This window comes from Blastomonas sp., from assembly GCF_030373265.1.
Taxonomy (GTDB): Bacteria; Pseudomonadota; Alphaproteobacteria; order Sphingomonadales; family Sphingomonadaceae; genus Blastomonas.
In genome coordinates, this window is the sequence record NZ_JAUCZC010000008.1 from 47479 (window position 1) to 73379 (window position 25901).

At 64.9% G+C, this 25901-nt stretch carries 26 protein-coding genes; 9 read left to right on the forward strand and 17 right to left on the reverse strand.

The genetic code is table 11. The annotated features are described in order from the left end of the window. Positions 1-86: 86 nt before the first annotated feature. From QUV11_RS06565 to QUV11_RS06585, 5 genes are all read right to left on the reverse strand, one after another. Positions 87-722 (reverse strand): hypothetical protein, encoded by a 636-nt coding sequence (locus tag QUV11_RS06565; RefSeq protein WP_300881171.1) that lies wholly within the window; start codon positions 720-722, stop codon positions 87-89. A gap of 129 nt (positions 723-851) precedes the next feature. Then, complete coding sequence (locus QUV11_RS06570; RefSeq protein ID WP_300881172.1) at positions 852-2393, reverse strand: PepSY domain-containing protein; 1542 nt, start codon at positions 2391-2393, stop codon at positions 852-854. Between the two features lie 24 nt (positions 2394-2417). Further along, a complete protein-coding gene (locus tag QUV11_RS06575) occupies positions 2418-4553 on the reverse strand; it encodes a TonB-dependent receptor (RefSeq protein ID WP_300881173.1) in 2136 nt (711 codons plus the stop codon). Between the two features lie 98 nt (positions 4554-4651). Next, on the reverse strand, positions 4652-5071 hold the full coding sequence (locus QUV11_RS06580; protein WP_300881174.1) for a DUF2946 family protein: 420 nt from the start codon (positions 5069-5071) through the stop codon (positions 4652-4654). An 86-nt stretch (positions 5072-5157) separates the two neighbouring features. After that, a complete protein-coding gene (locus QUV11_RS06585) occupies positions 5158-5493 on the reverse strand; it encodes a hypothetical protein (RefSeq protein ID WP_300881175.1) in 336 nt (111 codons plus the stop codon). Positions 5494-5681: 188 nt separating this feature from the next. On the opposite strand from QUV11_RS06585, the gene QUV11_RS06590 reads away from it, so the two are divergent. Continuing rightward, a complete protein-coding gene (locus QUV11_RS06590; RefSeq protein WP_300881176.1) occupies positions 5682-6194 on the forward strand; it encodes a DNA starvation/stationary phase protection protein in 513 nt (170 codons plus the stop codon). 215 nt (positions 6195-6409) lie between these two features. Here the strand turns inward: QUV11_RS06590 and QUV11_RS06595 are convergent, their stop codons facing one another. Both QUV11_RS06595 and QUV11_RS06600 read right to left on the reverse strand, forming a co-directional pair. Beyond that, the gene (locus QUV11_RS06595) at positions 6410-6571 is read right to left on the reverse strand and encodes a NepR family anti-sigma factor (protein WP_300881177.1); all 162 of its coding nucleotides are present in this window, start codon (positions 6569-6571) and stop codon (positions 6410-6412) included. A gap of 169 nt (positions 6572-6740) precedes the next feature. Further along, entirely contained in the window at positions 6741-7403 is a 663-nt protein-coding gene (locus QUV11_RS06600) for a sigma-70 family RNA polymerase sigma factor (protein WP_300881178.1), read from the reverse strand. Positions 7404-7633: 230 nt separating this feature from the next. On the opposite strand from QUV11_RS06600, the gene QUV11_RS06605 reads away from it, so the two are divergent. Next, entirely contained in the window at positions 7634-7771 is a 138-nt protein-coding gene (locus QUV11_RS06605; RefSeq protein WP_300881179.1) for an entericidin A/B family lipoprotein, read from the forward strand. Positions 7772-7847: 76 nt separating this feature from the next. On the opposite strand, the gene QUV11_RS06610 is transcribed toward QUV11_RS06605, so the two are convergent. The 8 genes from QUV11_RS06610 to QUV11_RS06645 all read right to left on the reverse strand — a co-directional run bounded on the left by QUV11_RS06610 (position 7848) and on the right by QUV11_RS06645 (position 12822). Beyond that, positions 7848-8015, reverse strand: coding sequence for a DUF1328 domain-containing protein (locus tag QUV11_RS06610; protein WP_300881180.1), 168 nt, complete (start codon positions 8013-8015; stop codon positions 7848-7850). Between the two features lie 92 nt (positions 8016-8107). Continuing rightward, positions 8108-8935, reverse strand: coding sequence for an NUDIX domain-containing protein (locus QUV11_RS06615; RefSeq protein ID WP_300881181.1), 828 nt, complete (start codon positions 8933-8935; stop codon positions 8108-8110). A 71-nt stretch (positions 8936-9006) separates the two neighbouring features. Continuing rightward, positions 9007-9276, reverse strand: a complete 270-nt coding sequence (locus tag QUV11_RS06620) for a hypothetical protein (protein WP_300881182.1) — start codon at positions 9274-9276, stop codon at positions 9007-9009. Positions 9277-9532: 256 nt separating this feature from the next. Beyond that, the gene (locus QUV11_RS06625) at positions 9533-10330 is read right to left on the reverse strand and encodes a helix-turn-helix transcriptional regulator (protein WP_300881184.1); all 798 of its coding nucleotides are present in this window, start codon (positions 10328-10330) and stop codon (positions 9533-9535) included. Between the two features lie 56 nt (positions 10331-10386). After that, positions 10387-11295 (reverse strand): 4-hydroxybenzoate octaprenyltransferase, encoded by a 909-nt coding sequence (ubiA, locus tag QUV11_RS06630; RefSeq protein ID WP_300881185.1) that lies wholly within the window; start codon positions 11293-11295, stop codon positions 10387-10389. 126 nt (positions 11296-11421) lie between these two features. Next, the gene (locus tag QUV11_RS06635) at positions 11422-12222 is read right to left on the reverse strand and encodes a tryptophan 2,3-dioxygenase (protein ID WP_300881186.1); all 801 of its coding nucleotides are present in this window, start codon (positions 12220-12222) and stop codon (positions 11422-11424) included. 54 nt (positions 12223-12276) lie between these two features. Further along, positions 12277-12501, reverse strand: a complete 225-nt coding sequence (locus QUV11_RS06640; protein WP_300881187.1) for a hypothetical protein — start codon at positions 12499-12501, stop codon at positions 12277-12279. A gap of 3 nt (positions 12502-12504) precedes the next feature. Continuing rightward, entirely contained in the window at positions 12505-12822 is a 318-nt protein-coding gene (locus tag QUV11_RS06645; RefSeq protein ID WP_300881188.1) for a hypothetical protein, read from the reverse strand. 273 nt (positions 12823-13095) lie between these two features. Between QUV11_RS06645 and QUV11_RS06650 the strand changes: the two genes are divergently transcribed. The 6 genes from QUV11_RS06650 to QUV11_RS06675 all read left to right on the forward strand — a co-directional run bounded on the left by QUV11_RS06650 (position 13096) and on the right by QUV11_RS06675 (position 21221). After that, positions 13096-14103: a metalloregulator ArsR/SmtB family transcription factor gene (locus QUV11_RS06650; protein ID WP_300881189.1), complete on the forward strand. Its 1008-nt coding sequence runs from the start codon at positions 13096-13098 to the stop codon at positions 14101-14103. Further along, positions 14100-15059, forward strand: coding sequence for a methylenetetrahydrofolate reductase [NAD(P)H] (gene metF / locus QUV11_RS06655; protein WP_300881190.1), 960 nt, complete (start codon positions 14100-14102; stop codon positions 15057-15059). Before QUV11_RS06650 ends, metF begins: the two co-directional genes overlap by 4 nt. After that, positions 15056-16102: a homocysteine S-methyltransferase family protein gene (locus QUV11_RS06660; protein WP_300881191.1), complete on the forward strand. Its 1047-nt coding sequence runs from the start codon at positions 15056-15058 to the stop codon at positions 16100-16102. Before metF ends, QUV11_RS06660 begins: the two co-directional genes overlap by 4 nt. Before the next feature lie 137 nt (positions 16103-16239). Then, on the forward strand, positions 16240-18849 hold the full coding sequence (metH, locus tag QUV11_RS06665) for a methionine synthase (protein WP_300881192.1): 2610 nt from the start codon (positions 16240-16242) through the stop codon (positions 18847-18849). A 94-nt stretch (positions 18850-18943) separates the two neighbouring features. Then, positions 18944-20215, forward strand: coding sequence for a cation:proton antiporter (locus tag QUV11_RS06670; RefSeq protein ID WP_300881193.1), 1272 nt, complete (start codon positions 18944-18946; stop codon positions 20213-20215). 67 nt (positions 20216-20282) lie between these two features. Further along, positions 20283-21221, forward strand: a complete 939-nt coding sequence (locus QUV11_RS06675) for a right-handed parallel beta-helix repeat-containing protein (protein WP_300881194.1) — start codon at positions 20283-20285, stop codon at positions 21219-21221. A gap of 4 nt (positions 21222-21225) precedes the next feature. Here QUV11_RS06675 and QUV11_RS06680 read toward each other — a convergent pair whose 3' ends face one another. Continuing rightward, positions 21226-22287 (reverse strand): CNNM domain-containing protein, encoded by a 1062-nt coding sequence (locus tag QUV11_RS06680; protein WP_300881195.1) that lies wholly within the window; start codon positions 22285-22287, stop codon positions 21226-21228. 136 nt (positions 22288-22423) lie between these two features. Between QUV11_RS06680 and QUV11_RS06685 the strand changes: the two genes are divergently transcribed. Continuing rightward, entirely contained in the window at positions 22424-24499 is a 2076-nt protein-coding gene (locus QUV11_RS06685) for a protein-disulfide reductase DsbD (RefSeq protein WP_300881196.1), read from the forward strand. Between the two features lie 31 nt (positions 24500-24530). Here QUV11_RS06685 and QUV11_RS06690 read toward each other — a convergent pair whose 3' ends face one another. Continuing rightward, entirely contained in the window at positions 24531-25706 is a 1176-nt protein-coding gene (locus QUV11_RS06690; protein WP_300881197.1) for an amino acid aminotransferase, read from the reverse strand. Between the last annotated feature and the right edge of the window lie 195 nt (positions 25707-25901).

The following is a 25901-nucleotide window of genomic DNA, read 5'->3' on the forward strand; positions in this document are numbered from 1 at the left end:
CCCCCAGTCTTTGGGTAAGACTAGGGGCCAATGATGCTGGCGGGCAAGCGGCTTTTGCCACGGGCCTGAAGCCAGACAGGCAGACCTTACTGGCCAACCGGCGCAGCGGCCACGGGCGGATCGGTTGCAACCGCTGTCGCAGCGGCTGCGGCTGCGGCTGCGCCGACGACCATCGGTGCAGGTTCGGCCGATTTGGCAAAGGACAGCGGCACATCCTCCTGGACGAAGCCCGTGACCGAGCTGCCTGCAGGGATGACCGCGCTGGTGCCGGTCAGGAAAAACCCTGCCACCGGCAGCAGCACCACGGCTCCGACGACGCCGGCGGTGCCGGTCACGCCCTTGTCGTCACTTGCACCCGACAGCCGGATCTGGCGGCCGTTGACGGTGGTGTAGAGCATCCGCACCTCGATTGCCCCCGATTTGCCCCACATGCCCTTGTTGCGCACGCTGGTGATTTCACCCGTCGCCGGGCTGCCCACCGGAATCACCGTCACACCGTTGACCATGACGGGCTCGGCCACTTCGAGGTTGAAGCGGTCGCCCACCCGCAGCTTCTTGCCCTTGGTGGTCAGTTCGGTCAGCGTCTTGAGCGGAACCGACGTGCCAGCGCGCAGCGTCGGGCGTTCCTCCGCCCCGATCGTCATCGCCTCCTGAGCGAACACCGGCGCCGAAACGGTCGCGGCCAGAAGCGCTAATGACACACTATATGCTAAATTTTTCATTAATTTTCCCCTGCCTTTTCAATTGGCTAGCTGGAGATGCCGATAGTCGCAGGATCTGTCAAACGCCTTCTAAGCCAAATCGGGGCGACTTGGTTTTCACGGCGGGCAGACGAGGGGCGATCGGCCAGATCATCGGCCCCGTGCCCGCCTGCGCCGTCGGTCGAGCACCAGCCCGATGCCGGCCATGAAACCCAGCAGCAACAGCACGAACACGCCCACCACAACGTTCAGCCCGACCCGGCCGATCGGGAACAGGAAGTTCCATTTGTGGACGAAACTGAAGATGTACCGCTCGGGCTTTTGCCAGTCCTCGGTGCGATCGGCGAGGACGCCGGTGGTGGTGTCGACGAACAAGGTCGCGTTGACCGGCGCGCTATAATCGATCCGCCACACCGGGAGGCGCTTGTTGCGGAAATCATAATCCGGGCCAAAGCGGGTGACGACCTCCATGCTCTTGATCGCGCTGTCGGGTGCGCCGCTGAACCTGCGCCCCAAAGCGGTCGCCAACGCCTTGTCGCCCTGCGCCCAGGGCTTGCCGGTGGCGGCATCGATATAGAGCGCAGGGCCGGTGGGGCTGACCCCGTCGAACCGCGCATTGCGGATCGCGGTGTCGCCCATCGGCATCGTGTGCCCTGCATGCGCGCTGTGGTCGTGCTCGCCCTTGGGCATCGCGCCCTTGGGCTGGGCGAGACCCAGCCGGTAGAGCGGGCGGCCATCGGGGGCTTCGACCAGCGAGAGCGCATTGACGTCCAACCCGGCGGCGATCTCGGCCCAGTCACGCTCGATCGGATAGCGCGCGTTCGCCACATCGACCGGCGGCGACATCCGCATCTGGCTGGTCGGCACCTCGATGGCGGATTGCACGAGATGGATGATCCCGCTGATCGAGAACATCAGCAAAGGCAGCGCAAGCACATAGCCCATCGCCCGGTGCCAGCCCTTCGATCCCGCCAGACGTTTGCCGCGCCGGATCGCGATGAGCAACAATATGCCGGTCACCGCCAGCGCGGCGAGACTGCCGACCATCGCGGTGATCACGATCACCCGCAGCCAGTCGAGCCCCGGCGGCACCCATTCCCAGCTGTGCAGCCAGCGAAACACCTTCTGCATCCGCGTCTTGGTGAGGTTGTTGACCGCAGCGAGGCTACTCGTTTCGGTATGCACATAGGCGGTCAGCCGGTCATCCCCTGCAAACCGCACCCGCCACACCGGCAGCAGCCGGTTGACCCACGGGTAGTCCGCATCGAACTTTGTCTGGTGGACGATCTCGGCGACCGGGCGCTGGTCCTTGAGGTAGTGCCGCGCGATGAACTCGGCCTGGCGGGAGTCGTATCCTGCCTGCTCTGCCCCACTATCGAGCGCAAAATAGCGACGCGGCGCTGCAGGCGCCTCGGTCACCTGCAGCAGGTTGGCTTGCCTGCCGACCACCACCTTGACCGCAGTGGCCTTGGCGATGCCTGCCTTAGCCAGCACGGCTTCCACCGGCTGCGCGGCGGACATATCGACGCTGCGCATCGGCGGCATGAACTCGGCCTGTTGCGGGCCGAACAGCACCATGACGATATGCGCGAGCCCCGAGAGCCCCCAGATGAAAAGGCTGATGCCGCCGATCAGCGCCAGCCATTGATGCTTGCTCATCGACCATCGGCCAAGCTTGGGACGGTTTGCCATGATGCTGTTCTCCTTGTCCGTTGCTCAGAATTGCGCGGTGAGGCCGCCATAGATCGCGCGTCCGACCCCGGGCGTGTAGATCGCGGCGCGCTCGAGCGACTGGTTGGCGTTGGTGGCGACGTTGGAGATGAACACGGTGTCGAACAGATTTTCGACCGATCCGAACAGCTTCACGCCGGGCAGCACATCGACGCCGGCGGTCAGCCCGACCAGCTCGTATCCCGGCGCGCGTTCGGTGTTGCTGAAATCCGCCCAGGGGCCGTCGAACACCCAGCGCAGATTGGCCGAGACGTACCATCTGTCCTTCTGCTCGAACCGCGCTTCGGACACGAACACATGGCGCGGGACGCCCGCAAGCTGGTTGTCGCCATAGGTCGCGTCATCATCGAAGCGGAAGTCGTTGAAGGTGTACGCGCCGCGCAGTGTGAGCGCCTGTCCCCGCGCCGCCAGCACATCGCGCGCGACATAGACGTCGAGCCCCAGCTCCACGCCCTGGTGGATGGTCCTGTCGGCATTGGCGGTGAACGAGACGAAGCCGTTGGCACCCGGCACGCCGAAGTCGAGGAACTCGTTCTCCACCTCGCTGCGATACAGCGACACGTCCCAAGCGACGAAGTCCGCCTGGCCGCGGCTGCCGATCTCAAAGGTGGTCGCACGCTGTTCCTTGAGCGGCGCGAACGGCAGCGCGCCGCCCGAGGTCAGGTCGGCCAGCGTGGGCGGTTCGAAGCTGCGGTTGATGTTGCCGTAAAGCTGGGCGGTGTCGGAAAGCTGATAGAGCAGCCCGAAGCGCGGGCTGAACTGTTCGTATTCGCCGCGGCCCGAGACATCGCCCAGCGCGGCATCCACATCGCGCACCACCTTGACGAATTGCCCGCCGGCGATCGCGGTCAGACGGCTGGTGAGGCCGAGCTCGAACTGGCCGAACGCGGTGAGGTTGGTCGAATCCTGATCGGATTGGCTGACCAGCCCAGCACGCTCCCCGTTCAGGTTGCGGTGCCGCCGCGCGAGCGTGTCGCCCTGCGCGTAGCTGCCGCCCAGCGTCCAGCGGCTGGTGGCATCGCCAAGCAGCGTGACCTCGCCGAGCGCGCGCAGCGACACGCCGAACTCGTTCTCCTTCTGGTCGATGATCCCGGCAAAGCGGGTGATCGCATGGTCGAGCTTGCGCCGCGCATACCAGCTGCCGATCTCCAGCGTGCTGCTGCCCAAAGTGATCGCGGTGAGGTTGGAGAGCCGTAGCACATCGAGATTGCGGTCCCAGTCGTCGGCGACCGGCCCCGGATCGAGCACCGTCACCGGACCGCCGGGGCGGAACGGCCCCACGGTGACCGGACGCCCCGCCGCGCGCGGATTGGCCAGCGCATCGGCCAGACGCAGCGAGCCGTTCAACTCGAAATTGTCGCTGAGCGCGGTGACGTAGAACCGCGTTTCGACCGTGTCGCTGAGCTTGAAGCCGATATTGCCATGGCCATAGAGGCTGCGGACATCCGAGTGCTCGCGAAAGCCGTTATCGCGAAGACCGGTGAGCCCGATGTAATAATCGGTGCTGCCCGAGACCCCCGAGGCGCTGACATTGCCGCGCAGCGTGTTGAAGCTACCGCCCTCGATGCGCCCTGCAAAGTTCGAGCGCGCGGTGCGCCCGGTGGGCGAGACGATGTTGACCGCGCCGCCCAGTGACGCTGCACCAAACTGCAGGCCATTGGCGCCCTTGAACACCTCGAGATAGCGGATGGTGAGCGGGTCGATTTCCTGGAACTCGGTCGATCCGCTCGCGCGGCTGATCGGAACGCCATCGCGCAGCACGGTGAGGCCGCGCCGCTCGAAGCCCGAATTGAGGCCGGAACCGCGGATCGAGATTCGCGATTCGCGCTGGGCGCTGGTGTCGGCGAAAACGCCGGGCGTGAAGATCAGCACATCGCCGATGCTCTGGGCGAAATCTTCAGCGAACACGGTGTCCTCGACCAGACCGACGCCGCCGGGGACGCGCTCCAGCCGTTGTCGCGCTTCCTCGACGGTGGGCGACGTCGCCGTGCCGGGCGCGCTGGCGGTGACGACGATGACGGGTTCGGTGCGCTGGCCGACGCCCTGGGCCAAGGCGGGAGACACGATCACGAGCGAGGCGCCGCCCAGCAGGGCGGCGCGCAGAATTGCGTGGATTTTCATGGGTATATACGTCCCTGAACGGGGAATGGAATGGCAGCAGCCGGTGCTACGCGCCGGATGGTCCGGCACGCAGGATCAGCGCTGCAGCGTCAATGGGTTCAGGCGAGCGAAGGGGGCCCAGTCGCAGGCGGCGTTGCGGCGCGATGGCGCGCGCGCAGCAGGCTGTGGTGAAGCGCGGGGGGGACATCCAGCGCGACCAGCATCGGCGGCAGGACGACAGGTTCGGTCGGAACCGCCAGCATCGCCAGCCCGGCAAAGGCGCAGGGCGGCAACGGATTGTCGCTATCGTCGCCCTGATCGTGAACCGGCTCGCCGGTGCTCGCTGCGGCCAGCACCAGATAATCCTGATACCGCGGATCGTCGCGCGCGATTGTCGCCGCCTTGTTGCCGACACCCGAGCACAATTCGATGGTCAGGCCATCGGGCCCGAAGCGCGGCATGAACCCCTGGGGCGCAAGCGCACCGAACAGCATGGCCAGCAGCAAAGCCGGCAGAATGCGGGTCGTCCATGTGCGCATGCTATCCATGATCCGGCGCGTTAGAACCGGACGGCGCAGGTTTCAAGCAGGAAGCATATTGATCAGGCCAGGATGGCCCTGCCAGATCAGGACACCCAGCGGCGCGGCGCGCGGCGATCGATCGATCTTGAAGGGATCAGCGCCGCTCTGACGCGTGACCAGACGGTCGGCCTGGCTGCTTCGGGCAGGGTCTGGCCGGTCACCTTCAACAGATACCGCGCCAGCAGCAACGCCTGATTGTGGGTCATGACGATGTCCTGCTGTTCGATCATGTCGTTGTCCAGCGCGATCCGCGACCGGGCAAATTCCATCCGCAGGTCAATGCCATTGGGCATGTCCAGATGTGTCCACCCCACCAGAGCCAGCGGCGGCTGAAGAACGGATTTCCGTTCGGTCACAACCGGTTGCAGTTCGTCATTCATAGCCCCACTCCTGCGCTATCTAGCTTCTATTTGTCCGCTGCTGTCAAGCGTCCGAATGATGGCGCGTGGTTGTTGGCGAAGATGCAAGATCGGCAAGGAACCCGGGATGAAACGGCGCGTAGGAACTGTGTAAGGCCTTGCCATCGTGTGGGGCCATCCCTTTCGCATTCAAAACAGGAGACCATGACATGGCAACTGACGCCAAAAGCTCATCCAAAGCCACCACCAAGTCCGAAAACGTCGACATCGGCATCGAAGCCAAGGATCGCAAGGAAGTCGCCAAGGCGCTCCAGCACGGTCTGGCCGACACCTATTCGCTGTACCTCAAGACGCTCGGCGTTCACTGGAACATCGTTGGCCCGTCGTTCTACAGCGTGCACAAGCTGACCGAAGAACAGTATGAAGACCTCCATGCTGCTGCCGATGTGATCGCAGAGCGCGTCCGCGCGCTGGGAGAAATCGCACCGGCATCGTTCGGCGACTACACCAAGCTGTCGGTGGTCGATTCGAGCAAGACCCCGCATGAGGCCGACGCCATGATCAAGGGTCTGATCGGCGACAACGAAGCCATCGCCAAGCGGATGCGGGAATTTGTCGAAGTCGCTGAAGAGGCGGACGATGTGTTCACCGCCGACCTGCTGACCGCACGCATCGGCAAGCACGAAGAAAATGCCTGGATGCTGCGCGCATTGATCAGCTAAGCGCCGATCGAAGGCTAATCCAAAAAGGGCTGCGATCCATAGCGGATCGCAGCCCCTTTTCTTGCTGCTTGCTTGTATCGCGACATGGGCAACCGTTCGCACCGGCAAGACCAAAAGAACCGCCCGCACCCGCAAGGGTGGGACGGTTCGGTAACTTGTGCTGCAAAAAACTGTCAGACCGCTAAAAGGTCTTCTGGTTTTAAAGAGGCGTGCCGTCAGCGCGAAGCGGCCGTAGCGCCGATCTTGTCGAGTTCATCGAGCAGGGATTCGAACTGGTCGGGAAGCGGGGTATCGGTGACGCCGTTATAGACCTGACGCAGGCTGCGCCCGATATGCGCCTGACGCATCACGATCGGATCAAAAGCTGACGTCTGCATGGCGGTCTCCTCCAGGGTGTCTAGGGAACTGGCGCCGCGCACTGTCTTCACTTCCCGATCCGGCCAACATGGCCGCTTTCTATGTAAAGGACGCATAAAGCTGGTCCTGGTTGCACATGGTCGCGACGGGTCGAGCCGCGATGTCCGGCAAAGCGCCGGACGGAGATTGTCACGCGGCGAGCGCCGTAACGCCCTCGCTCAGTCGATCGAGCGTTCCCAGAATATCGCTCATGGCTTCGTCAGCCGAATGGCGCTGACGCTTGGTGCCGATCGGCGAATCGCCGTCCAGCATCGCCACCAAAGCTGCCCGTGCGCGCGAAACGCGGCTCTTCATCGTGCCGACCGCACATTCGCAGATCTCGGCAGCTTCCTCGTAGGAAAAGCCGCCCGCGCCGACCAGAATGATCGCCTCGCGCTGGTCTGCGCCAAGCTGCATCAAGGCCATGCGGACATCTTCCAGATGCAAGGGTGCCTGCTGGTCGGAATTGGAGGTCAGCGTGCGCTCGGCCACGCCCTCATCATAGGGGGCGGTGAACTTGTTGCGGCGCATCTGCGAGATATAGCAGTTGCGCAGAATGACGAACGTCCAGGCGCGCATCGAGGTGTCCGGACGGAAACGTGCGCGCGCTGCCCATGCCTTCAGCATGGTGTCCTGTACCAGATCGTCGGCCAAATCCATCTTGCCGCACAGGCTGTAGCCGAATGCGCGCAGATGCGGGATCGTCGAGGCCAGCCGCTGCTTGAAGGTGGCATCGTCCAGGGGCACGATAGCGTTCTGGGTGCCTGCCTCGACGGAATCGGTTTGCGTGGTCTGGTCCGGTTTGGTCGTCATTGTTTGCGCCTCTCGATAGCTGCCCCCAAGCAGCATGATTCGTCCTGATGGGGCATGTCCTTTGGCGCCTGATCTTCAGGCACCAGCCCGCATCCCACTCTCCAACAACCCGCCGCCTGCGCGATGGTTCCGTTATAAATCAAGGCAACCATTGCTGCAGCCTTGCGTAGGTGGGCGGGCCATGCCGCCCTGAAACGGCATCAGGTTATTGAAAACGAAGGATTACCAACATGAAGCGTACCCAGTCTTTTCGCATCATCGTAGCCGCCGGCCTCGTCGCGACGCTGCTGTCCGCCTGCAACACCGTCAAGGGTGCCGGCCGCGACGTCGAATCCGTGGGCCGCGCTGGCGAACGCGTCATCGATTAATCGCTTTCAGCCCCGGCTGATAGAAAAAAGGCCCGGATCGCTCCGGGCCTTTTTTTTGGTCATCGTGCGACCGGCTTTACGCTCGGCCTCGCACCAGATGCATGATCAGGCTGATGACGAGGAACGCCAGGAACAGGAAGAAAAGGATCTGGGCAATGCCGGCAGACGCGCCGGCAATTCCACCAAAACCCAGAACGCCCGCCACGATGGCGACGATCAGAAAGATAAGGGCATATTGCAACATTGTTCATCTCCGGTTGGGATGAACGGTTTACGCAGTCCGTCCGGTCGAGGTTCCGCAGGGCTTGCAACCTTTTTGCCCCGCTATGACGACAATTACCGCCGCATGGCCCTGTTCAGCGGCTCGCTGGTGACCGGATAGCCCAGTGCGTCGGGGATACACAGGTGCTGCTGACCATCGCGCTCCTCGATAAACGGGATGATCATCTGCGGCGGAAATTGGCCGATATGCTCGATCGCATCCTCGAAACTGCCGAACTGGGCCAACCGCTCCAGATTGCGGCGTGTCGGAAAGATCAGCTTGACCTTGCCTTGCGCTGCCATGCCCAGCACGTCGTCGGCGGTTGCCCAGAACAGATGGCGGTTCTCGGTCGCATCCACCTCGACGATATGATCATGGCCATCGCACCGGGCGACGTAGAACCGCGTATCGAAGACCCGCTGCTCGTTGAACGGCGGCCGCCAGCGCGTGAAGGCGCTCAGCGCATCCAGATCGAATTGCCAGCCTTCGCTGCGCACCAGATCGGAGAACACCGATCCCTCGTGCAATGCCGCCCGCGCCCGGGCCAGCGCTTCACGCTGCGGGGCCTCAACAAAGCCGATGCCAAGACCGGTTTCCTCGATCGTCTCGCGGATCGCGGTGATCCGCGCGGCCGCATCGAGCGGGTCGAGGTCGTGCTCGATCGCCTCAGCCAGTGCATGATCATCCGGATCGACTCGGCCACCGGGAAACACCACGGCGCCACCGGCAAACACCATCTGCGAGGATCTCTCGACCATCAACAGCTCGGGTGCGCCCTTGGTCGGCGACGTCCGGCATACGATGATCGTCGCTGCAGGAGTGGCAGTGGCCATCGGCTCGCCGGTGCGCGGATCGACGGCGGTGGTTTGATCAGACGGGGGAGCAGCGGTAGGATCGGCCATGCCCTATGTCATCGCCGATCAGGCGGATGCTGCCAAGCGCGAAAACGATAGCCAGCCCGAACCTTCCGGTGTCAGTGCCGCAGCAGCCGCTCGGCGATGCGCTCTGGCTCGATCCGGTAATGGCCCTGTGCGGCGGCACGGGCGAGCGAGTAATAGCGATCGGGCAGCAATGTCGCATCATCGACCAGGCCTGCCTCACGGTCGCATTCGTCGACCAGCATGTCGAGCAGCCCGATCAGCCGGTCACGATCCGGCGAAGGCTGCGGCGCGCTGTTGCGGCTGAACAGGCCGAGACCCTTTTGCGCCAGAATACCGATCATCGCTGCTGCTCCCTTGTTCATTGGTTCGGACCAGACATTAAACGGCAGCGCATCGCCCTGGTTTAGGGTTTTGCTAACCATAACGATGCCGTCGGGAAATTTTACAGTCATCCATGGCTGGAAGCATTTGTTAACCAAGCAAGTGCATGACTGTGTTTGCAAAGCGCGGACTGGCACAAGGACTGCATCGGTTCGCGCACAGTCGTCTTATACTTCCGGCAGGGCGGTCGCTTCACAGGTCTCGCACCGCCCTGCCCCTCCCCCCGCACCGCCAGCATCATCCGCCGCCGAGCGCGCGCAGCACCTGCATGGTGTGCGAATCGGCCGGGAAGAACGTCTCCAGCGCCAGTTCGGACAGGGTGATATCGCGCGGCGTGCCGAAGATCGTCACCGTCGTCATGAACGACAGCCTGCCCGCCACGGTATCGATCACCAGGGGCAGCGCGATCGGTGCGCGACCGGCCGGGGCGTTGTCGTTGGCCGAGCCTGGATAGCCGGCCAGTTCGTCGCGCAGCGCCGCCAGCCCCGAATCCGCGGTCAGATCGATGTCGCGGTCAAGCCGGTGCAGGATATAGCTGCGCCATTGTTCATAGTTCACGATCTGCGGTGCCAGACCATCGGGATGCAGCGCCAGCCGCAGCACATTGACCGGGGGCTCGAGCAGATGCGGCGCGATCTGTTCGGTCAGCAACGCCAGCGCGCCATTGGCGGCGACCATGTTCCAGTGCCGGTCGACCGCCAGCGCAGGAAACGGCTCGTGCGCCTTGAGCAGATGCTCGACCGCGGCCAGCGCGTCGGCCATCTCCGGCGCGGACAGGCCGGTTTCCTCGAACTCGGGGGCAAGGCCCGCCGCGAGCAGGATCTGGTTGCTTGCGCGCAGCGGGATATCGAGATAATCGGCCAGCCGGATGATCAGGTCGCGGCTGGGCTGCGCGCGCCCGGTTTCGACGAAGCTGAGGTGCCGGGTGGACATCTCCACCTCCAGCGCGAGCTGCAACTGGCTGAGGCGGCGGCGCTCGCGCCATTGGCGCAATTGCTGCCCGGCGGGTTCGGGGGTGCGGCTGTCCTGCTTCATGCACGCGATGCTAGCGCGGCCGGGTAGGCAACGCCATTACCTGCCGGGTAACGCCTTCACCCCGCCAGCCCGACCGTGGCGAACGCCAGAAAGGCGAGCAGGCCGGCGGTGCGGTTGCTGCGGAACCGGTTGAGCGGATCGAGCGGGTCGGAGGGCTTGAGACCTGCCACCTGCCAGGCAAGGTGCCCGGCCACCGGGAGCAGCGCCGCCAGCGCAAGCATGTCCGGGCGCACTGCCCAGATCGCCGCCGCCCACAGGCCGAGCGCGAGCGCATAGAACACAGCGACCCCGGGCTTGACCGCGCCGCCCATCGCGCGTGCGCTTGACCGGATGCCGACCAGCGCGTCGTCCTCGACATCCTGCAGCGCGTAGATGGTGTCATAGCCGATCACCCAGGCGATACAGCCGCCATAAAGCAGCAGCGCAGGCAACGGCAGCGCATCGGCGACCGCCGCCCATGCGACCAAGGCGCCCCAGCTGAACACCAGCCCCAGCCAGACCTGCGGCCACCAGGTGATGCGCTTCATGAACGGGTAGGCCGCGACCAGCGCCAGCGAACCGATCGCGATCAGCGCCGCGATCCAGGTGAGCTGGACGAGCACGACCAGCCCGATCAGGCACAAGACCAGCAACCACGCCCAGGCCGCCTTGAGGCTGACCGCGCCGCTCGCCAGCGGACGCCCACGGGTCCGCGCCACACGCGCGTCGAGATCGCGATCGACGATGTCGTTGTAGACGCAGCCCGCGCCGCGCATCGCGATCGCGCCCAGCAGCATCCAGGCGAGCAGCGGCCAGTGCGGGATCAGCCCGCCCGACAGCGCCAGCGCAAAGGCGCACGGCCAATACAGTAGCCACCAGCCGATCGGCCGGTCGAACCGCGCGAGCAACGCATAGGGTCGCGCCGCTGCCGGCAGCAGCGCGAGCAGGCCGCGGGTCTCGGTATCGGGGAGCGGTGTGGTGGTCATGGCATAGCCCTAATGCGGTTTGCGGCGTCAGGGAACCCGCTGTCCCGCCAAGTTACACACGCGCCTTGCTGCTTCGTCATACCCGCGTTCGCGAAAATGACGACGGATGAGACCACAAAGGCTGGGCTAAAGCCGCGTGCGCAGCGACCACAATTCCGGAAACGCCCGCTTGTTCAGCGTGGTGTGCAGATACGCCGCGCCTGCGGTGCCGCCGGTGCCGCGCTTCATGCCGATGATGCGTTCGACGGTGAGCACATGCTTGTGCCGCCAGGCGGCCATGGCATCATCGAGGTCGACCAGTTTTTCGGCCAGCTGGTAGAGGTCCCAATAGGTATCGGGATCGCGATACACCTCAAGAAACGCATCCTCGACCGCAGGATGCGGCGCGTGCGGCAGGCTGAAGTCGCGCTCGAGCAGCTCGGGCGGAATGGCAAAGCCTGCGCGGTGCAGCGCCGCGACCGCATTGTCCCACAGGCTGGGGCCGTTCAGCGCCTGTTCCATCGCCGCCTGGGCTTCGGGCCGGTCGTCCTGATATTTGAGGAAGGCCTTGTCCTTCAGCCCGAGCAGATATTCGACGGTGCGGAACTGGTCCGACTGAAAGCCCGAGCTGGGGCCGAGCACGTCGCGAAAGCGGGTGTAATCGCTGGGCGTCATCGTCGAGAGGATGTCCCAGCTCAAGGTCATCACCGCCTGGATCCGGCTGACGCGTGCCAGCCCCTTATAGGCCGGGATCAGCGCGCCGCCTGCGACCTGGGCATTGGCCAGCCGCAGCTCGCGGATGATCTGCTTGAGCCACAATTCCTTGGTCTGGTGGATGATGATGAACAGCATCTCGTCGTCTTCGGACGAGACCGGGTGCTGGCAGTCCAGCAGCGGGTCGAGCGCAAGATAGCGCGCATAGGTCATCGGAAGGGATGGTTCTGTCATGCCCGGCGTCATAGCGCCCGGGCGAGGATGACGAAACCTGCTATTGCGCGGCTGCTATTGCGCGGTCGTATCGGTGGCCGCGTCCGACTGCGCGGAAGCGCCGGCAGGATCGGCATTGCGCTCATCGAGCATTTCGGCGGCTTCGTCGAGCGCGCGGGCCTCGCCCACGGTGACGCCGCCAGGGCCCGGATCATTGTCCGCTGCCCCACAAGAAACGGCCGCCAGCGCGGTTGCGCTGACGGCCAGAATCTTCAGCATGCTTCCGAAGAAGCGTTGCATGGCTTATTCAGCAGCCTTCTTGGCAGCGTCGCCAGCGGCAGCAGCAGCAGCCTTGGCATCGCCAGCAGCAGCAGCGGCTTCGTCAGCAGCGCCTTCAGCAGCGTTCACGGCGCCTTCGGCAGCAGCTTCGGTTGCGTCACCAGCAGCGTCGGTTGCTTCAGCAGCGGCATCGCCAGCAGCTTCAGCAGCTTCCATGCCGGCTTCAGCAGCTTCTTCAGCGGTTGCTTCGGTGGTGGCAGCTTCTTCGGTGTTTTCTGCGCCGCAAGCAGCCAGGGCCAGCGAGAGAGCGGCAACCGATGCGATCGAAAAAATGGTCTTCATCTTGAACTTCCGTCCTTATCTAATTGGCTGATCACCAGCCCAAAAGGAGTTAAACACTGCACATTCGTGCCGACAAGCTTCAGCCAAGCCCCCACTGTCGGACCGGCGCATCTAGCGCCAGTTATTGTCCTTTGCAACCACTTTGGTTGGGATAGCGGCACGCCGGGGATTCCCCATGGCATCGACACCTTGCCCAGCGCGATGCGGCGACCCGAGAACCCGAGGCCATATGCCGCATTGACCACATATAAAGATTTCTTTATATGACTGTTCATGGATATGACGCAGCTCTTCAAGGCCTTGGCCGACGACAGCCGTTTGCGCATCATGCTGCTGCTGCAGGTGATGGAGCTTTCGGTAGGCGAGCTGGCGGCCGTGCTCGACCAGAGCCAGCCGCGGGTATCGCGCCATGTCCGCATCCTGGCCGAAGCCGGGCTTGCCGAACGGCACAAAGAGGGAAGCTGGGTGTTCCTGCGCCCCGCCCTGCCGCGGATGGACCACCCCGCGGCCAGTCTGCTCGACCGTTTCCTGCGCCAGGACGACGCCGTCGGCTCCGCGCTCGCGGCTCAGCACGCCGCCGATCGCACCCAGCTCGATGCGATTCGCGCGATCCGCGAACAGCGCGCCGCCGATTTCTTTGCCCAGCATGCCGGCCAGTGGGATGCGATCCGGTCGCTGCACCTGCCGGAGGCCGACGTCGAATCGGCGCTGGCCGACCTGATCGGCGACAGGCCGCTGGGCCGGCTGCTCGATATCGGCACCGGCACCGGGCGGATGATCGAGCTGTTCGCCGCATCCGCCGATCACAGCACCGCGCTTGATCGCAGCCCGGAAATGCTTCGGCTGGCGCGGGCCAAATTGCAGCATCATGCCGCAGGCCAGGTCGATCTGGTGCAGGCCGATTTCTATTCCTTGCCGCTGGCCGATCAGGGTTTCGACACGATCCTGCTGCACCAGGTGCTGCATTACGCGCAGAACCCGCAAGGTGTGCTCGACGAGGCCGGCCGGGTCGCGGCGCCGGGTGCGCGGATCGCGATTGTCGATTTCGCGTCGCACGCGCTGGAAGAACTGCGCGAGCGCGACGCGCATGCCAGGCTCGGTTTTGCCGACGATCAGATCGCCGCGATGTTCGAATCGGCCGGTTTCGATCTCACCCGCACGCGCGGCCTTTCGGGCGGCACGCTGACCGTCAAGATCTGGCTGGGGCGCCGCCATGGCGATGCATCCCCCACCCTGCTTCATCCACAAGAACAAGAAACGCCCAGAAAGGCTGCCGCATGACCCTGTCACTCAAACAACTGGCTGAAGCGCGCGAAGCGCTCGGCACCCCCTTGTTCGCAGGGCTTGCAGGCGACGTCGAGGTCAGCTTCGAATTCTTCCCGCCCAAGAGCGAAAAGATGGAAGAGACATTGTGGGATACGCTGACCACGCTGGCGCCGCTGCAACCTAAGTTCGTCTCGGTGACCTATGGCGCGGGCGGATCGACCCGCGAGCGCACCCACGCGACCGTCGCGCGGATCGCGGCGGAAACCGCCATTCCCGCCGCAGCGCACCTGACCTGCGTCGATGCCACCCGCGACGAGATCGACGAGATCGCGCAAGCCTATTGGAACGCAGGTGTGCGCCACATCGTCGCTTTGCGGGGTGATCCGCCGCGCGCGGGCGAGACATTCGCGCCGCATCCGGGCGGCTATGCCAATGCCGCCGAGCTTGTCACCGGGCTGAAAAAGGTTGCGCCGTTCGAGATTTCGGTCGCGGCCTATCCCGAAACCCATCCCGATGCCGATTGCCCCGAGAGCGACATCGACAATCTGAAACGCAAGATCGATGCGGGCGCGGACCAGGCGATCACCCAGTTCTTCTTCTCGCCCGAAGCGTTTTTCCGCTTCCGCGACGCGTATGCCAAGGCGGGGATCACCAAGCCGATCCTGCCGGGGATCCTGCCGGTCAGCAATGTCGCCACCACCCGCAAGATCGCCGGGCTGTGCGGCACGGAAATTCCGCAGTGGATGAACGACCTGTTCGAGGGGCTCGACGATCACCCGACCACCCGCCAGCTGGTCGCGGCCACTGTGGCCGCCGAGATGTGCCGCCGCCTTTATTCGGGCGGGGTGCGCCACTTCCATTTCTATACCCTCAACCGCGCCGAGCTGAGCTTTGCGATCTGCCACCTGCTGGGCATGCGCGCACCGCAAGCCGCAGCGGCCGCACCGGTGCTACAGGAGAATGCAGCGTGACCCCCGCCGAGAAACTCAAGTCGATCGCCGCCACACGCATCATGATGCTCGATGGCGGCTATGGCACCGCGATCCAGGCGGCCAAGCTCAACGAAGCGGATTTCCGTGGGAGCCTCGAGTTCACGCATGACCAGAAGGGCAACAACGACATTCTGGCGCTGACGTGCCCCAGCGTGATCGCCGGCATCCACCGCGCCTATCTCGATGCGGGATCGGACATCATCGAGACCAACACCTTCAGCGCCAACCGCATCAGCCAGGCCGACTATGGCGCCGAGCATCTGGTGCGCGAGATCAACCTCGAATCCGCCCGCGTCGCGCGCGAGGAAGCCAACGCCGCAGAAGCGCGCGACGGCAAGCCCCGCTTCGTCGCGGGCGCGATCGGCCCGACCAACAAGACATTGTCGCTGTCGCCCGATGTCAACGATCCGGGCTATCGCGAGGTCGATTTCGACACGATGCGCGATGTCTATCGCGAGCAGTGCGATGCGCTGGTCGAAGGCGGCGTGGATTTCATCCTGATCGAGACGATCTTCGACACGCTGAACGCCAAGTCCGCCGCGATGGCGGCGCGCGATGCGGCAGAGGCGGCAGGCCGCGACGTGCCGATCATGATCTCGATGACGATCACCGACATGGCCGGGCGCAACCTGTCTGGCCACACCGTCGAGGCGTTCTGGCACGCGGTGCGGCACATCAAGCCGCTGACCATCGGGCTCAACTGCTCGTTCGGCGCCGACCTGTTGCGCCCGCATCTGGCGGCGCTCGCGCGGCAGGCCGATACTTTGGTGATGGCCTATCCCAATGCGGGCCTGCCCAACGACCTTGGCCAGTATGACGAGCTGCCCGAGCACACCGCCGAGCTGATCAAGGTGTGGCTCAAGGACGGGCTGATCAACATCGTCGGCGGCTGCTGCGGTACCACCCCGGCGCACATCGGCGCGATTTCGCGTGCGGTCGCCGATGCCCAGCCGCGCGCCATCCCGACCCCGCCGGTGCAGACCCGCCTTGCCGGGCTGGAGCCGTTCACGATGGCGGCTTGAATCAATCCTCCCCTGCAAGGGGAGGTGGATCGCCGCAGGCGAGACGGAGGGGTATCGCCCCCTCGATAGCGTGACACCCCTCCACCATGCTTCGCATGGTCCCCCTCCCCCGCAGGGGGAGGAATTTGAGAGAAAAAATGACCCAGTCCTCCACTCCTTCGACGGCCCAGTTCGTCAACATCGGCGAGCGCACCAACGTCACCGGATCGGCCAAGTTCAAGAAGCTGATCATGGAAGACCGCTATGAAGAGGCGGTCGATGTCGCGCGCCAGCAGGTCGAAAGCGGCGCGCAGATCGTCGATATCAACATGGACGAAGGCCTGCTCGACGCGCACGCCGCGATGACCCGCTTTCTCAAGCTGATCGCCGCCGAGCCCGATATCGCGCGCGTGCCGTTCATGATCGATTCGTCGAAATGGTCGGTGATCGAGGCAGGTCTGAAGTGCGTTTCGGGCAAGCCGATCGTCAATTCGATCAGCATGAAGGAAGGCGAGGCCGAGTTCCTGCGTCACGCACGGATCTGCATGGATTATGGCGCTGCCGTGGTCGTCATGGCGTTCGACGAGGTCGGCCAGGCCGATACCAAGGAACGCAAGGTCGAGATCTGCGAGCGCGCCTACAAATTGCTCACCGCCAACGGCTTCCCGCCCGAGGACATCATCTTCGATCCCAACATTTTCGCGGTCGCCACCGGCATCGACGAGCACCGCCGCTATGCGATCGACTTCATCGAAGCGTGCACCGAGATCAAGCAGCGCTGCCCGCACGTCCATATCTCGGGCGGGGTCTCCAACCTGTCGTTCAGCTTCCGCGGCAACGAGCCGGTGCGCCGCGCGATGCACAGCGTGTTCCTCTATCACGCGATCAAGGCGGGGATGGACATGGGCATCGTCAACGCCGGCCAACTCGACATCTATGACGACATCAACCCCGAATTGCGCGAAGCGTGCGAGGACGTCATCTGGGACCGCCGCGAGGATTCGACCGAGCGGCTGATCACATTGGCGGAATCCTTCCGCGGCAAGGACGAGCGCGCCGAAAAGCAGGCCGCCGAATGGCGCGGCTGGCCGGTGACCAAGCGGCTCGAATATGCTCTGGTCAAGGGCATCGACGCACATATCGTCGAGGATACCGAGGAAGCCCGGCTCGAAGCCACGCGCCCGATCGAGGTCATCGAAGGCCCGCTGATGGACGGCATGAACGTGGTCGGCGACCTGTTCGGCGAGGGCAAGATGTTCCTGCCGCAGGTGGTCAAATCCGCGCGCGTCATGAAAAAGGCGGTCGCCCACCTGTTCCCCTATATCGAGGCCGAGAAGGACCCCAACGCCAAAGGCAAGGGCCGGATCATCATGGCGACGGTCAAGGGCGACGTGCACGACATCGGCAAGAACATCGTCGGCGTGGTGCTGCAGTGCAACGGCTATGAGGTCGTTGACCTTGGCGTGATGGTCGCCTGGCACGATATCCTGAAGGCCGCGAACGACAACAATGCCGACATCATCGGTCTGTCGGGGCTGATCACCCCCTCATTGGACGAGATGGTGACCGTGGCCGAGGAAATGCAGAAGGCGGGCATGACGATGCCGCTGATGATCGGCGGGGCGACCACATCGAAGGTCCACACCGCGCTCAGGATCGCACCGGCCTATGAAGGCCCGGTGATCCATGTGCTCGATGCCAGCCGCGCGGTCGGCGTCGCCTCGAACCTGGTCAGCCAGACCAACCGGGATCCGTTCGTGCTCAAGGTCGCCGAAGAGTACGAGGCGGTGCGTATCGCCCGCGCCAACAAGGGCCAGAACGAGCTGTCGCCGCTCGAGGTCGCGCGCGCCAACGGCTTCGTCGCCGACATGAGCCAGAAGCCGCCCGCGCCCGCGCAGCCGGGTCTCCACGTGTTCGAAGACTGGGACCTTGCGGACCTGCGCGATTGCATCGACTGGACACCGTTCTTCCGCGCGTGGGAGCTTGCGGGCAATTACCCCGCAATCCTCACCGACGAGATCGTCGGCGAAAGCGCGACATCGCTGTTTGCTGATGCCAATGCGATGCTCGACCAGATCATCGCCGAGAAATGGCTGACCGCCAAGGGCGTGGTGGGCTTATGGCCGTGCCAGCGCGATGGCGATGATGTGTTCATCCATGCCGGCGGCGAAGAAGTCCGCATGTCGTTCCTGCGCCAGCAGATCGCCAAGCGCGAGGGCCGGGCGAACATGTGCCTTTCCGATTTCATCGATCCCGCCGGCGACTGGATCGGCGGCTTTGCGGTGACCGCAGGGCATGGCATCGACGAGCACCTGGCGCGCTTCAAGGCCAACCACGACGATTACAACGACATCCTGCTCAAAGCGCTCGCCGACCGTCTCGCCGAAGCCTTTGCCGAGCGGCTGCACCAGCACGTCCGCACCACCTTGTGGGGCTATGCGGCGGGAGAGCAGCTCACCAACGAGGCGCTGATCAAGGAGCAGTATCGCGGCATCCGCCCGGCACCGGGCTATCCCGCCTGCCCCGATCACAGCGCCAAGCCGGCCTTGTTCGAGATGCTCAAGGCCACCGATGCCACCGGAATCACGCTGACCGAAAGCTTTGCCATGCTGCCGACCGCAGCGGTGAGCGGGTTCTACTTCGGTCATCCCGATGCCGCCTATTTCGGCGTCGCGCGGATCGGCGAGGACCAGCTCAACGATTACGCACGGCGGCGCGGGGTCGATATGGACACCGCCCGGCGCTGGCTGCGTCCCAATCTGGACTGATCGCCAGCGATTGACGCGGATACATTGACTCTGCGCCTTTAAGCCGCAACATCCCGCCCGGATTGGCGCTGCGCCGGTCGGGGGCCCCAAGCGCGTGACACCATCGGAACTCAGCGCGTATTTTTTCGTGCAGGTGGCGCTGATCATCGCCACCTGCCGCATCGTCGGCTATGCCGCGCGCCGGTGGCTGGGCCAGCCGCAGGTGGTGGGCGAGATGATCGCGGGCGTGGTGCTGGGGCCATCGCTGTTCGGCTATGTTCTGCCCGATGTCCAGGCTGCGCTGTTTCCCGCAGACACCAAGAATGTGCTGTTCGTCTGCGCGCAGATGGGCGTGGGGCTTTACATGTTCCTGGTCGGGCTGGGATTCCGGTCGGACCATTTCCGATCGCAGATGGGCAGCGCGGCTGCGGTATCCTTCGCCGGCATGGCGGCGCCGTTTCTGGTCGCGGTGGTGCTGGCGCCGATACTGCAGCAGGTGCCCGGCCTGTTCGCAAGCGACGTCAGCCAGTTTCAGGCAACGCTGTTCCTCGGCGCGTGCATCGCGATCACCGCCTTTCCGATGCTGGCGCGCATCATCCACGAACGCGGCCTCACCGATACCAGGCTGGGCAGCCTGACCTTGTCCGCCGGTGCGATCGACGATGCCGCAGCGTGGACGGTGCTGGCGATCGTGCTGGCAAGCTTCGGCGACGGGCCGCTGGTGGCCATCAAGGCGATCGTCGGCGGGGCAAGCTTTGCCGCGTTCATGCTGCTCTTCGGGCGCCGGTTGCTCGCGCCGCTGGGCCGGATCGCCGAGCGCGACGGCAAGGTGACGCACTCGATGCTCGCGGTGGTGCTGGTGCTGTTCATGCTCGCTGCGTTCGCGATGGATTATATCGGCATCCATGCGGTGTTTGGCGGCTTCGTGCTGGGCATCTGCATGCCGCGCGGGGTGCTGGCCAGCGATACCCAGCGCCAGCTGGAACCGGTGATCATGGTGCTGCTGATCCCGATGTTCTTCGCTTATTCGGGCCTCAACACCCAGCTGACCGTGGTCAACAACGCCGAACTGCTGATGATTGCGCTGGGGATCCTGGCTGCCTCGATCCTCGCCAAGGGGGTCGCCTGCTATGCCGCAGCGCGGCTCACCGGGCAGGACAACGCCACAGCCATGGCCATCGGCGCATTGATGAACGCGCGCGGCCTGATGGAACTGATCATCATCAACATCGGGCTGCAGCGCGGGATCATCGGCCCGGCGCTGTTCTCGATGCTGGTGATCATGGCGATCGCCACGACCTTCATGGCATCGCCCCTGTTCGATCTGGTCTATGGCCGCAGGCGCATGTCGACTTCGGTAACGGATGCGTCCGGCCCTGTCCCCTGACGGGACGGCCGGCGTGTTAACCCTCTAAATCCGGGCATCATCGTGCCGCCGTGCTATGGTCGGCGGCATGATTATCCTTCGCATCGCCCTTCTTGCCGCGCTGGTCGCCAGCATCGCGGTTCCGCTCTCCGCGCAGAACCGGCCCCTGCCCTATCGGATCGCAGAAACCGGCAGGGAATATCGCTCGCTCGCCGACGCGGTATCGCGGATCGGCAACGGCAACGGCACGATCGAGGTCCAGCCGGGCACCTGGCGCGACTGCGTGGTGCAGGAAGCCGGCAACATCACCTACCGCGCGATCACACCGGGCAGCGCGATCTTCGATGGCGGCGTGTGCGAGGGCAAGGCGACCTTGGTGCTGCGCGGACGCAGCGCGCGGGTCGAGGGGCTGATCTTCCAGAACATCGCGGTGCCCGACGAGAATGGTGCGGGCATCCGGCTGGAACGCGGCGACCTCAATGTGGTCAACAGCCTGTTCCGCGACAGCCAGCAGGGCATCCTTTCCGCCATCGACAGGAACAGCCGCATCGTCATCGACAAGAGCACGTTCTCCGGGCTGGGCCTGTGCGCATCGGATTGCGCGCACTCGCTCTATATCGGCGACTACGGCTCGCTCACCGTCACCCGTTCGCGCTTCGAAAGAGGCCAGGGCGGGCACTACGTCAAAAGCCGCGCCGCGCAGGTCAGCATCACCGATTCAAGCTTCGACGACAGCAACGGCAACGGCAGCAACTACATGATCGACCTGCCCGGCGGCGCGAGCGGCGAGATCACCCGCAACATCTTCGTGCAGGGCCAGGCCAAGGAAAACTGGTCGGCGTTCATCGCCATCGCCGCCGAGGGCCGCAGCTATTCGTCCGCGGGCCTGCAGATCTTCGACAACAGCGCGAGCCTCGCCCCCGGCGTAGTGCGCGACACCTGGTTTGTCGCCAACTGGAGCCGCGATGCCATTGCGCTGGGCGACAACCGCCTTGGCAAAGGCCTTAGCCCCTACGATCAGCGCTGACGGCTCACGCCGCCGGCTGATCGATACCGATCCGCTTGGCCCGGGCCTTCCACATGTCGCGGGCATAGGCCTGCATGTCGGGGATCTTGTCGACCTCGTCGATGATCTCGAGGCCGAAGATGGTCTCGACCACGTCCTCGAGCGTGACGATGCCCTGCGCCGAGCCATATTCATCGACCACCAGCATGATGTGATGGTTCTCCTCGATGAACCGCTGAAACAGCCGGTCCACAGGTACCGTGCCCAGCGTGCTCGACATCGGCCGGATCAGGGTATCGAGCGTTCCGGCAGACTGCGCGCCGTTTTCGATGATGTGCATCAGCACCTCACCCTTGATCACGAAGCCGATGACATCGGCAGGATCGCTGTCGGAGATCGGGATCCGGGTAAACGGCTTGTCGCGAACCTTGCCGACGAAATCGCCCAGCGATGTGGTCCTGGGCAGGCCGAACACCACCGTGCGCGGGGTCATGATATCCCAGGTCTTGACCTCGGACAGCTGCAGCAGATTGTGCAGCACTTCGCTTTCCTGGCGGTGGAGCTGGCCCGAATCCTTGCCCATCCGGGCGACCGCCATCAGCTCCTCGCGATGCTTGGGCGCGTGCGCGGCCTGTCCGAAGGTGATCAGGCGGGTCAGTTGCTGCGAGAACCACACCAGAGGCGCGAGCAGGCGGATCAGCACCGGCAGCACCCGCCCGACGAACGGAGCGAGTTGCAAAGCATAGCGCGCGCCGATGGTCTTGGGGATGATCTCGGTGAGGATCAGCACCGCGACGGTCAGCGCGGCAGCAAAGATCGCCTGAGTCGCATTGCCGAACAGCCGCGCATATTCCGCGCCCGCCCCTGCCGCACCCATCGTGTGGGCTACGGTGTTGAGCGTCAGGATCGCGGCCAGCGGGCGATCGACGTCGCGCTTGAGCACTTCCATGCCCTTGGCCCACCGGGCACCGTTGGTCTTGCCGGTCTGGATCGCCGATGGCGTAATCGTGAGCAGCGAGGCTTCGAGCAGCGAGCACAGGAACGAAATCCCGAGCGCGCTGCCGACATAGATAAACAATAGGGTCATGATGCTGCCAGATGGTTGGGGAATGCTTCGACTTAGGCGGTGTCACCTGCATCCGCAAGGTCGCAGCGGCGGACCGGGCATGCCTGTGAGCCATTGGCGGATGTGGCAAAAGCGACTACATCCCCGGCCGATGACGATGCGTGTCCTGACATATCTGCTGGCAGCGATGCTGACCCTGGTGCCGCTTGCCACGTCGACCGGACTGTCCGCGCAACCGCTGCAGCGCGGCCCCAGCAACATCACCGCAGAGTTGGTCGCCGAAAGCCCCTCGCCTGCACCGGGCAGCACGATCGATCTGGCCTTTGCGATGCGCCCTGCCCCCGGCTGGCACGGATACTGGCAGAACCCCGGCGATGCGGGGCTGGGCATGAGCCTGAGCTGGAGCCTGCCGTCCGGCGTCAGCGCAGCGGAACTGCGCTACCCGGTGCCCGAGACGCTGATCATCGCCGGACTGATGAACTATGTCTATGAAGGGGCCTATGCGCCTTTGGTGACCTTGACCCTCGATCGTGGCCTCGCCCCTGGCACACGCCTGCCGATATCGGTCAAGGCCGACTGGCTGGCGTGCACCGACGAGATCTGCGTTCCCGAAAGCGCGACGCTGACCACCAGCCTGACGGTCGGCGAGGGCGCGGTGAGCAAGGCCGACCGCACCCGGTTCGACGGCTGGCGCCAGCGCCTGCCCGCGCCATTGGGGTCGCAGGCGCGCTATCAGATCGACGGCAAGGCGATCCGCATCGCCATCCCCTATCCTGCCGCTGGCGCGGTCGATGACCCGTATTTCTTCCCGAGCACCGACCTCGGCGTCAGCTATCGCGCGCCCCAGGCGTTCTTCCGCGATGGCGACCGGCTGATCGTCGAGACCGAAGCGAGCGGGTCTCTGTCGGGACCGCTGGAAGGCGTGCTGCGCATCGGCGAGCATCTGGGGCTTGAACTGGTGGCCGAGCCGGGCGGCGTGCCTCCCGGTGGCACACGGATCGATGCCACGCCCGCCGCAGCACCTTCGGGCGACATGCTCGCTCTGCTGGCCGCTGCCCTGGGCGGCGCGCTGCTCGGCGGGCTGCTGCTCAACATCATGCCCTGCGTCTTCCCGATCCTCAGCCTCAAGGCGATCAGCCTCGCCAAGGCGGGCGGCGACGAGCGCGCGGCGCGGCGCGATGCACTGGCGTATACCGCGGGCATCGTCTTGGTGTGCGTAACCCTTGGCGGACTGCTGCTGGCGCTGCGCGCGGGCGGCGAGCAGATCGGCTGGGCGTTCCAGCTGCAGGATCCGCGGATCATCGTCGCGCTGTTGCTGCTGGTCACCGCGATCGCCTTCAACCTGGCGGGCCTGTTCGAATTCTCCAGCCTGTCGGCAGGATCGGGCCTGGCTGCCAGAGGCGGTGCATCGGGGTCGTTCTGGACCGGCGCGCTCGCAGCATTCGTCGCGACGCCGTGCACCGCGCCGTTCATGGCGGCCGCGATGGGCAGCGCGCTAATCCTGCCGGTGCCCGCCGCGCTGCTGGTGTTTGCCGGGCTGGGACTGGGCCTGGCGCTGCCGTTCCTGGCGATCGGCTTCATCCCCGCGCTGCGCCGCCGCCTGCCTAGGCCGGGCGCGTGGATGGCGACCTTCCGCAGGATCATGGCGGTGCCGATGTTCCTGACCGCGCTGGCGCTCGTCTGGCTGCTCGGCCAGCAGACCGGCAATACCGGCGTGCTGTGGGGCTTGGCCGCCGCGATGGGGCTGGCGCTGCTGTTGTGGTGGCTGGGCGCGCGGCAGGCGGGCGGGCGCAGCGGATGGCTGGCGATGGTGCCCGCGCTCGCCAGCGTCATCGCCGCGATCGCGCTGCTGCCCACCGATGGCGCGCTCTCCGCCCGGGAAAGCTCTGCCGACGCCACCTTGCCCACCCAGCCGTTCAGCGAGGCGAAGCTCACCGAGCTGCGTGCGGCAGGCACCCCGGTCTTCGCCTATTTCACCGCCGACTGGTGCATCACCTGCAAGGCCAACGAGGCCGCGGCAATCCAGCGCAACGCCACCGCAGCCGCCTTCAAGCAGGCGGGCGTGGTGGTACTGGAGGGCGACTGGACCCGGCGCGACGCCGAGATCAGCCGCTATCTCGAGGCGCAGGGCCGCTCGGGCGTACCGCTGTATGTGTGGTACAAGCCCGGCAGCGACCCCGTCATTCTGCCACAGGTGCTGACCGTCGACACGCTGACCGATCTGGTCGGCTGACCGTCCGACCGGCTGACCGGCGCGGTTGCTCTCAGGCGGTGACCGCGCGCAGGCCGTCGATGAAGTGCGGGATGTTGGCGTCGGTGAAGCCGGCGATGTTGATCCGGCCCGATCCCGCCATGTACACCCCATAATCGGCGCGCAGCGCGGCGATCTGTTCGGGGCTGAGCTGCAGCACCGAGAACAGACCGTTCTGCTGGCCGACGGCGGCAAGGTTGACCGATCCGATTTCCCGGTGCGCCGCCAGTGCATCGCGCACGCTGCGCATCCGGTCGCGCATCGATTCCAGCTCGTTCAGCCAGATCTTGGTCAGGCCCTCGTCCTCAAGCACGATCCGCACCGATGCTGCGCCGTGATCGGGCGGCATCGACCAGTTGGCGCGCGCCAGCGAAGCAAGGTTGGATTGCACCGCCGCCTGTTGCGCCGGGCTTTCGGTCATCACGTACAGCGCGCCGACGCGCTCGCGATACAGGCCGAAATTCTTGTCGCAGCTATAGGCGATCAGCGCCTCGGGCACCTTGGAGAGCACCGCGCGCAGGCCATAGCCGTCGGCCTCGAACCCATGGCCCAGGCCATGATAGGCCAGGTCGATCAGCGGGAACAGCCGCTTGGCCGCGATCGTTTCGGCGATCTCGTCCCACTGGGTTTCGCTATAGTCCGCGCCGGTCGGGTTGTGGCAGCAGCCGTGCAGCAGCACCGCATCGCCCGCCTCGGCCTTGTCGAGCGCGGCTTCGAGCGCGTTGAAATCGAGCCGCTGGGTCGCGACGTCGAGATGACGGAAGGTCTCGCAGGCCAGGCCCACCGCATTGAGGATCTGCACATGGTTGGGCCAGCTCGGCGTACCCATCCAGATCCGCTTGACCCCTGCCTTGAGCAGTAGATCCGCCGCAAGCCGCACCGCACCGGTGCCGCCCGGGGTCTGCAGCCCGTCGATGCGCCCGGCGGGATCGAAACCGCCCAGCATCCACGGCATGATCGCGCGCACGAAGCCCATATCGCCTTCGGGGCCGAGATAGCTCTTGGAGTCCTGCGAATCGAGCAGCCGCGCCTCGGCTGCCTTGATCGCGGCGAACACCGGGGTCGCGCCATCGGCGGTGCGATAGACGCCCACGCCCAGGTCGATCTTTTCGGGCCGGCTGTCGGCGGCGTAAAGCTTGATCAGCGCGAGCAGCGCATCGGCCGGCTGCGCCTTGAGTTGTTCGAGCACGATGGTATCCCCCAAAGGTTCACAAGATTGTTGCCGAAATGCCAGCGTCCGGCATCAGGAAAATGCGCGTGTCTCCATGCCGCCAGCGGCGCGTCGGGGCAAGGCAAAAAGGCCGGTTGCCGCTTTGTCGCGACAACCGGCCTTTCGACGCCCTTAGCGGCGGTGCGACCCTGCGGGCTAAGACACGGTGATGAC

Excerpts from the sequence above, each read along its gene's own strand:
- QUV11_RS06620 (WP_300881182.1), bottom strand. The coding sequence starts at position 9,276 with ATGAACAAGGGAGCAGCAGCGATGATCGGTATTCTGGCGCAAAAGGGT.
- QUV11_RS06575 (WP_300881173.1), bottom strand. The coding sequence starts at position 4,553 with ATGAAAATCCACGCAATTCTGCGCGCCGCCCTGCTGGGCGGCGCCTCG.
- ubiA (WP_300881185.1), bottom strand. The coding sequence starts at position 11,295 with ATGACCACCACACCGCTCCCCGATACCGAGACCCGCGGCCTGCTCGCG.
- QUV11_RS06580 (WP_300881174.1), bottom strand. The coding sequence starts at position 5,071 with ATGCGCACATGGACGACCCGCATTCTGCCGGCTTTGCTGCTGGCCATG.
- QUV11_RS06640 (WP_300881187.1), bottom strand. The coding sequence starts at position 12,501 with ATGCAACGCTTCTTCGGAAGCATGCTGAAGATTCTGGCCGTCAGCGCA.
- QUV11_RS06605 (WP_300881179.1), top strand. The coding sequence starts at position 7,634 with ATGAAGCGTACCCAGTCTTTTCGCATCATCGTAGCCGCCGGCCTCGTC.
- QUV11_RS06600 (WP_300881178.1), bottom strand. The coding sequence starts at position 7,403 with ATGACGACCAAACCGGACCAGACCACGCAAACCGATTCCGTCGAGGCA.
- QUV11_RS06585 (WP_300881175.1), bottom strand. The coding sequence starts at position 5,493 with ATGAATGACGAACTGCAACCGGTTGTGACCGAACGGAAATCCGTTCTT.
- metF (WP_300881190.1), top strand. The coding sequence starts at position 14,100 with ATGACCCTGTCACTCAAACAACTGGCTGAAGCGCGCGAAGCGCTCGGC.
- QUV11_RS06635 (WP_300881186.1), bottom strand. The coding sequence starts at position 12,222 with ATGACAGAACCATCCCTTCCGATGACCTATGCGCGCTATCTTGCGCTC.
- QUV11_RS06615 (WP_300881181.1), bottom strand. The coding sequence starts at position 8,935 with ATGGCCGATCCTACCGCTGCTCCCCCGTCTGATCAAACCACCGCCGTC.
- QUV11_RS06680 (WP_300881195.1), bottom strand. The coding sequence starts at position 22,287 with ATGACCCTATTGTTTATCTATGTCGGCAGCGCGCTCGGGATTTCGTTC.
- QUV11_RS06610 (WP_300881180.1), bottom strand. The coding sequence starts at position 8,015 with ATGTTGCAATATGCCCTTATCTTTCTGATCGTCGCCATCGTGGCGGGC.
- QUV11_RS06685 (WP_300881196.1), top strand. The coding sequence starts at position 22,424 with ATGCGTGTCCTGACATATCTGCTGGCAGCGATGCTGACCCTGGTGCCG.
- QUV11_RS06595 (WP_300881177.1), bottom strand. The coding sequence starts at position 6,571 with ATGCAGACGTCAGCTTTTGATCCGATCGTGATGCGTCAGGCGCATATC.
- metH (WP_300881192.1), top strand. The coding sequence starts at position 16,240 with ATGACCCAGTCCTCCACTCCTTCGACGGCCCAGTTCGTCAACATCGGC.
- QUV11_RS06650 (WP_300881189.1), top strand. The coding sequence starts at position 13,096 with ATGGATATGACGCAGCTCTTCAAGGCCTTGGCCGACGACAGCCGTTTG.
- QUV11_RS06565 (WP_300881171.1), bottom strand. The coding sequence starts at position 722 with ATGAAAAATTTAGCATATAGTGTGTCATTAGCGCTTCTGGCCGCGACC.
- QUV11_RS06570 (WP_300881172.1), bottom strand. The coding sequence starts at position 2,393 with ATGGCAAACCGTCCCAAGCTTGGCCGATGGTCGATGAGCAAGCATCAA.
- QUV11_RS06590 (WP_300881176.1), top strand. The coding sequence starts at position 5,682 with ATGGCAACTGACGCCAAAAGCTCATCCAAAGCCACCACCAAGTCCGAA.
- QUV11_RS06625 (WP_300881184.1), bottom strand. The coding sequence starts at position 10,330 with ATGAAGCAGGACAGCCGCACCCCCGAACCCGCCGGGCAGCAATTGCGC.
- QUV11_RS06675 (WP_300881194.1), top strand. The coding sequence starts at position 20,283 with ATGATTATCCTTCGCATCGCCCTTCTTGCCGCGCTGGTCGCCAGCATC.
- QUV11_RS06645 (WP_300881188.1), bottom strand. The coding sequence starts at position 12,822 with ATGAAGACCATTTTTTCGATCGCATCGGTTGCCGCTCTCTCGCTGGCC.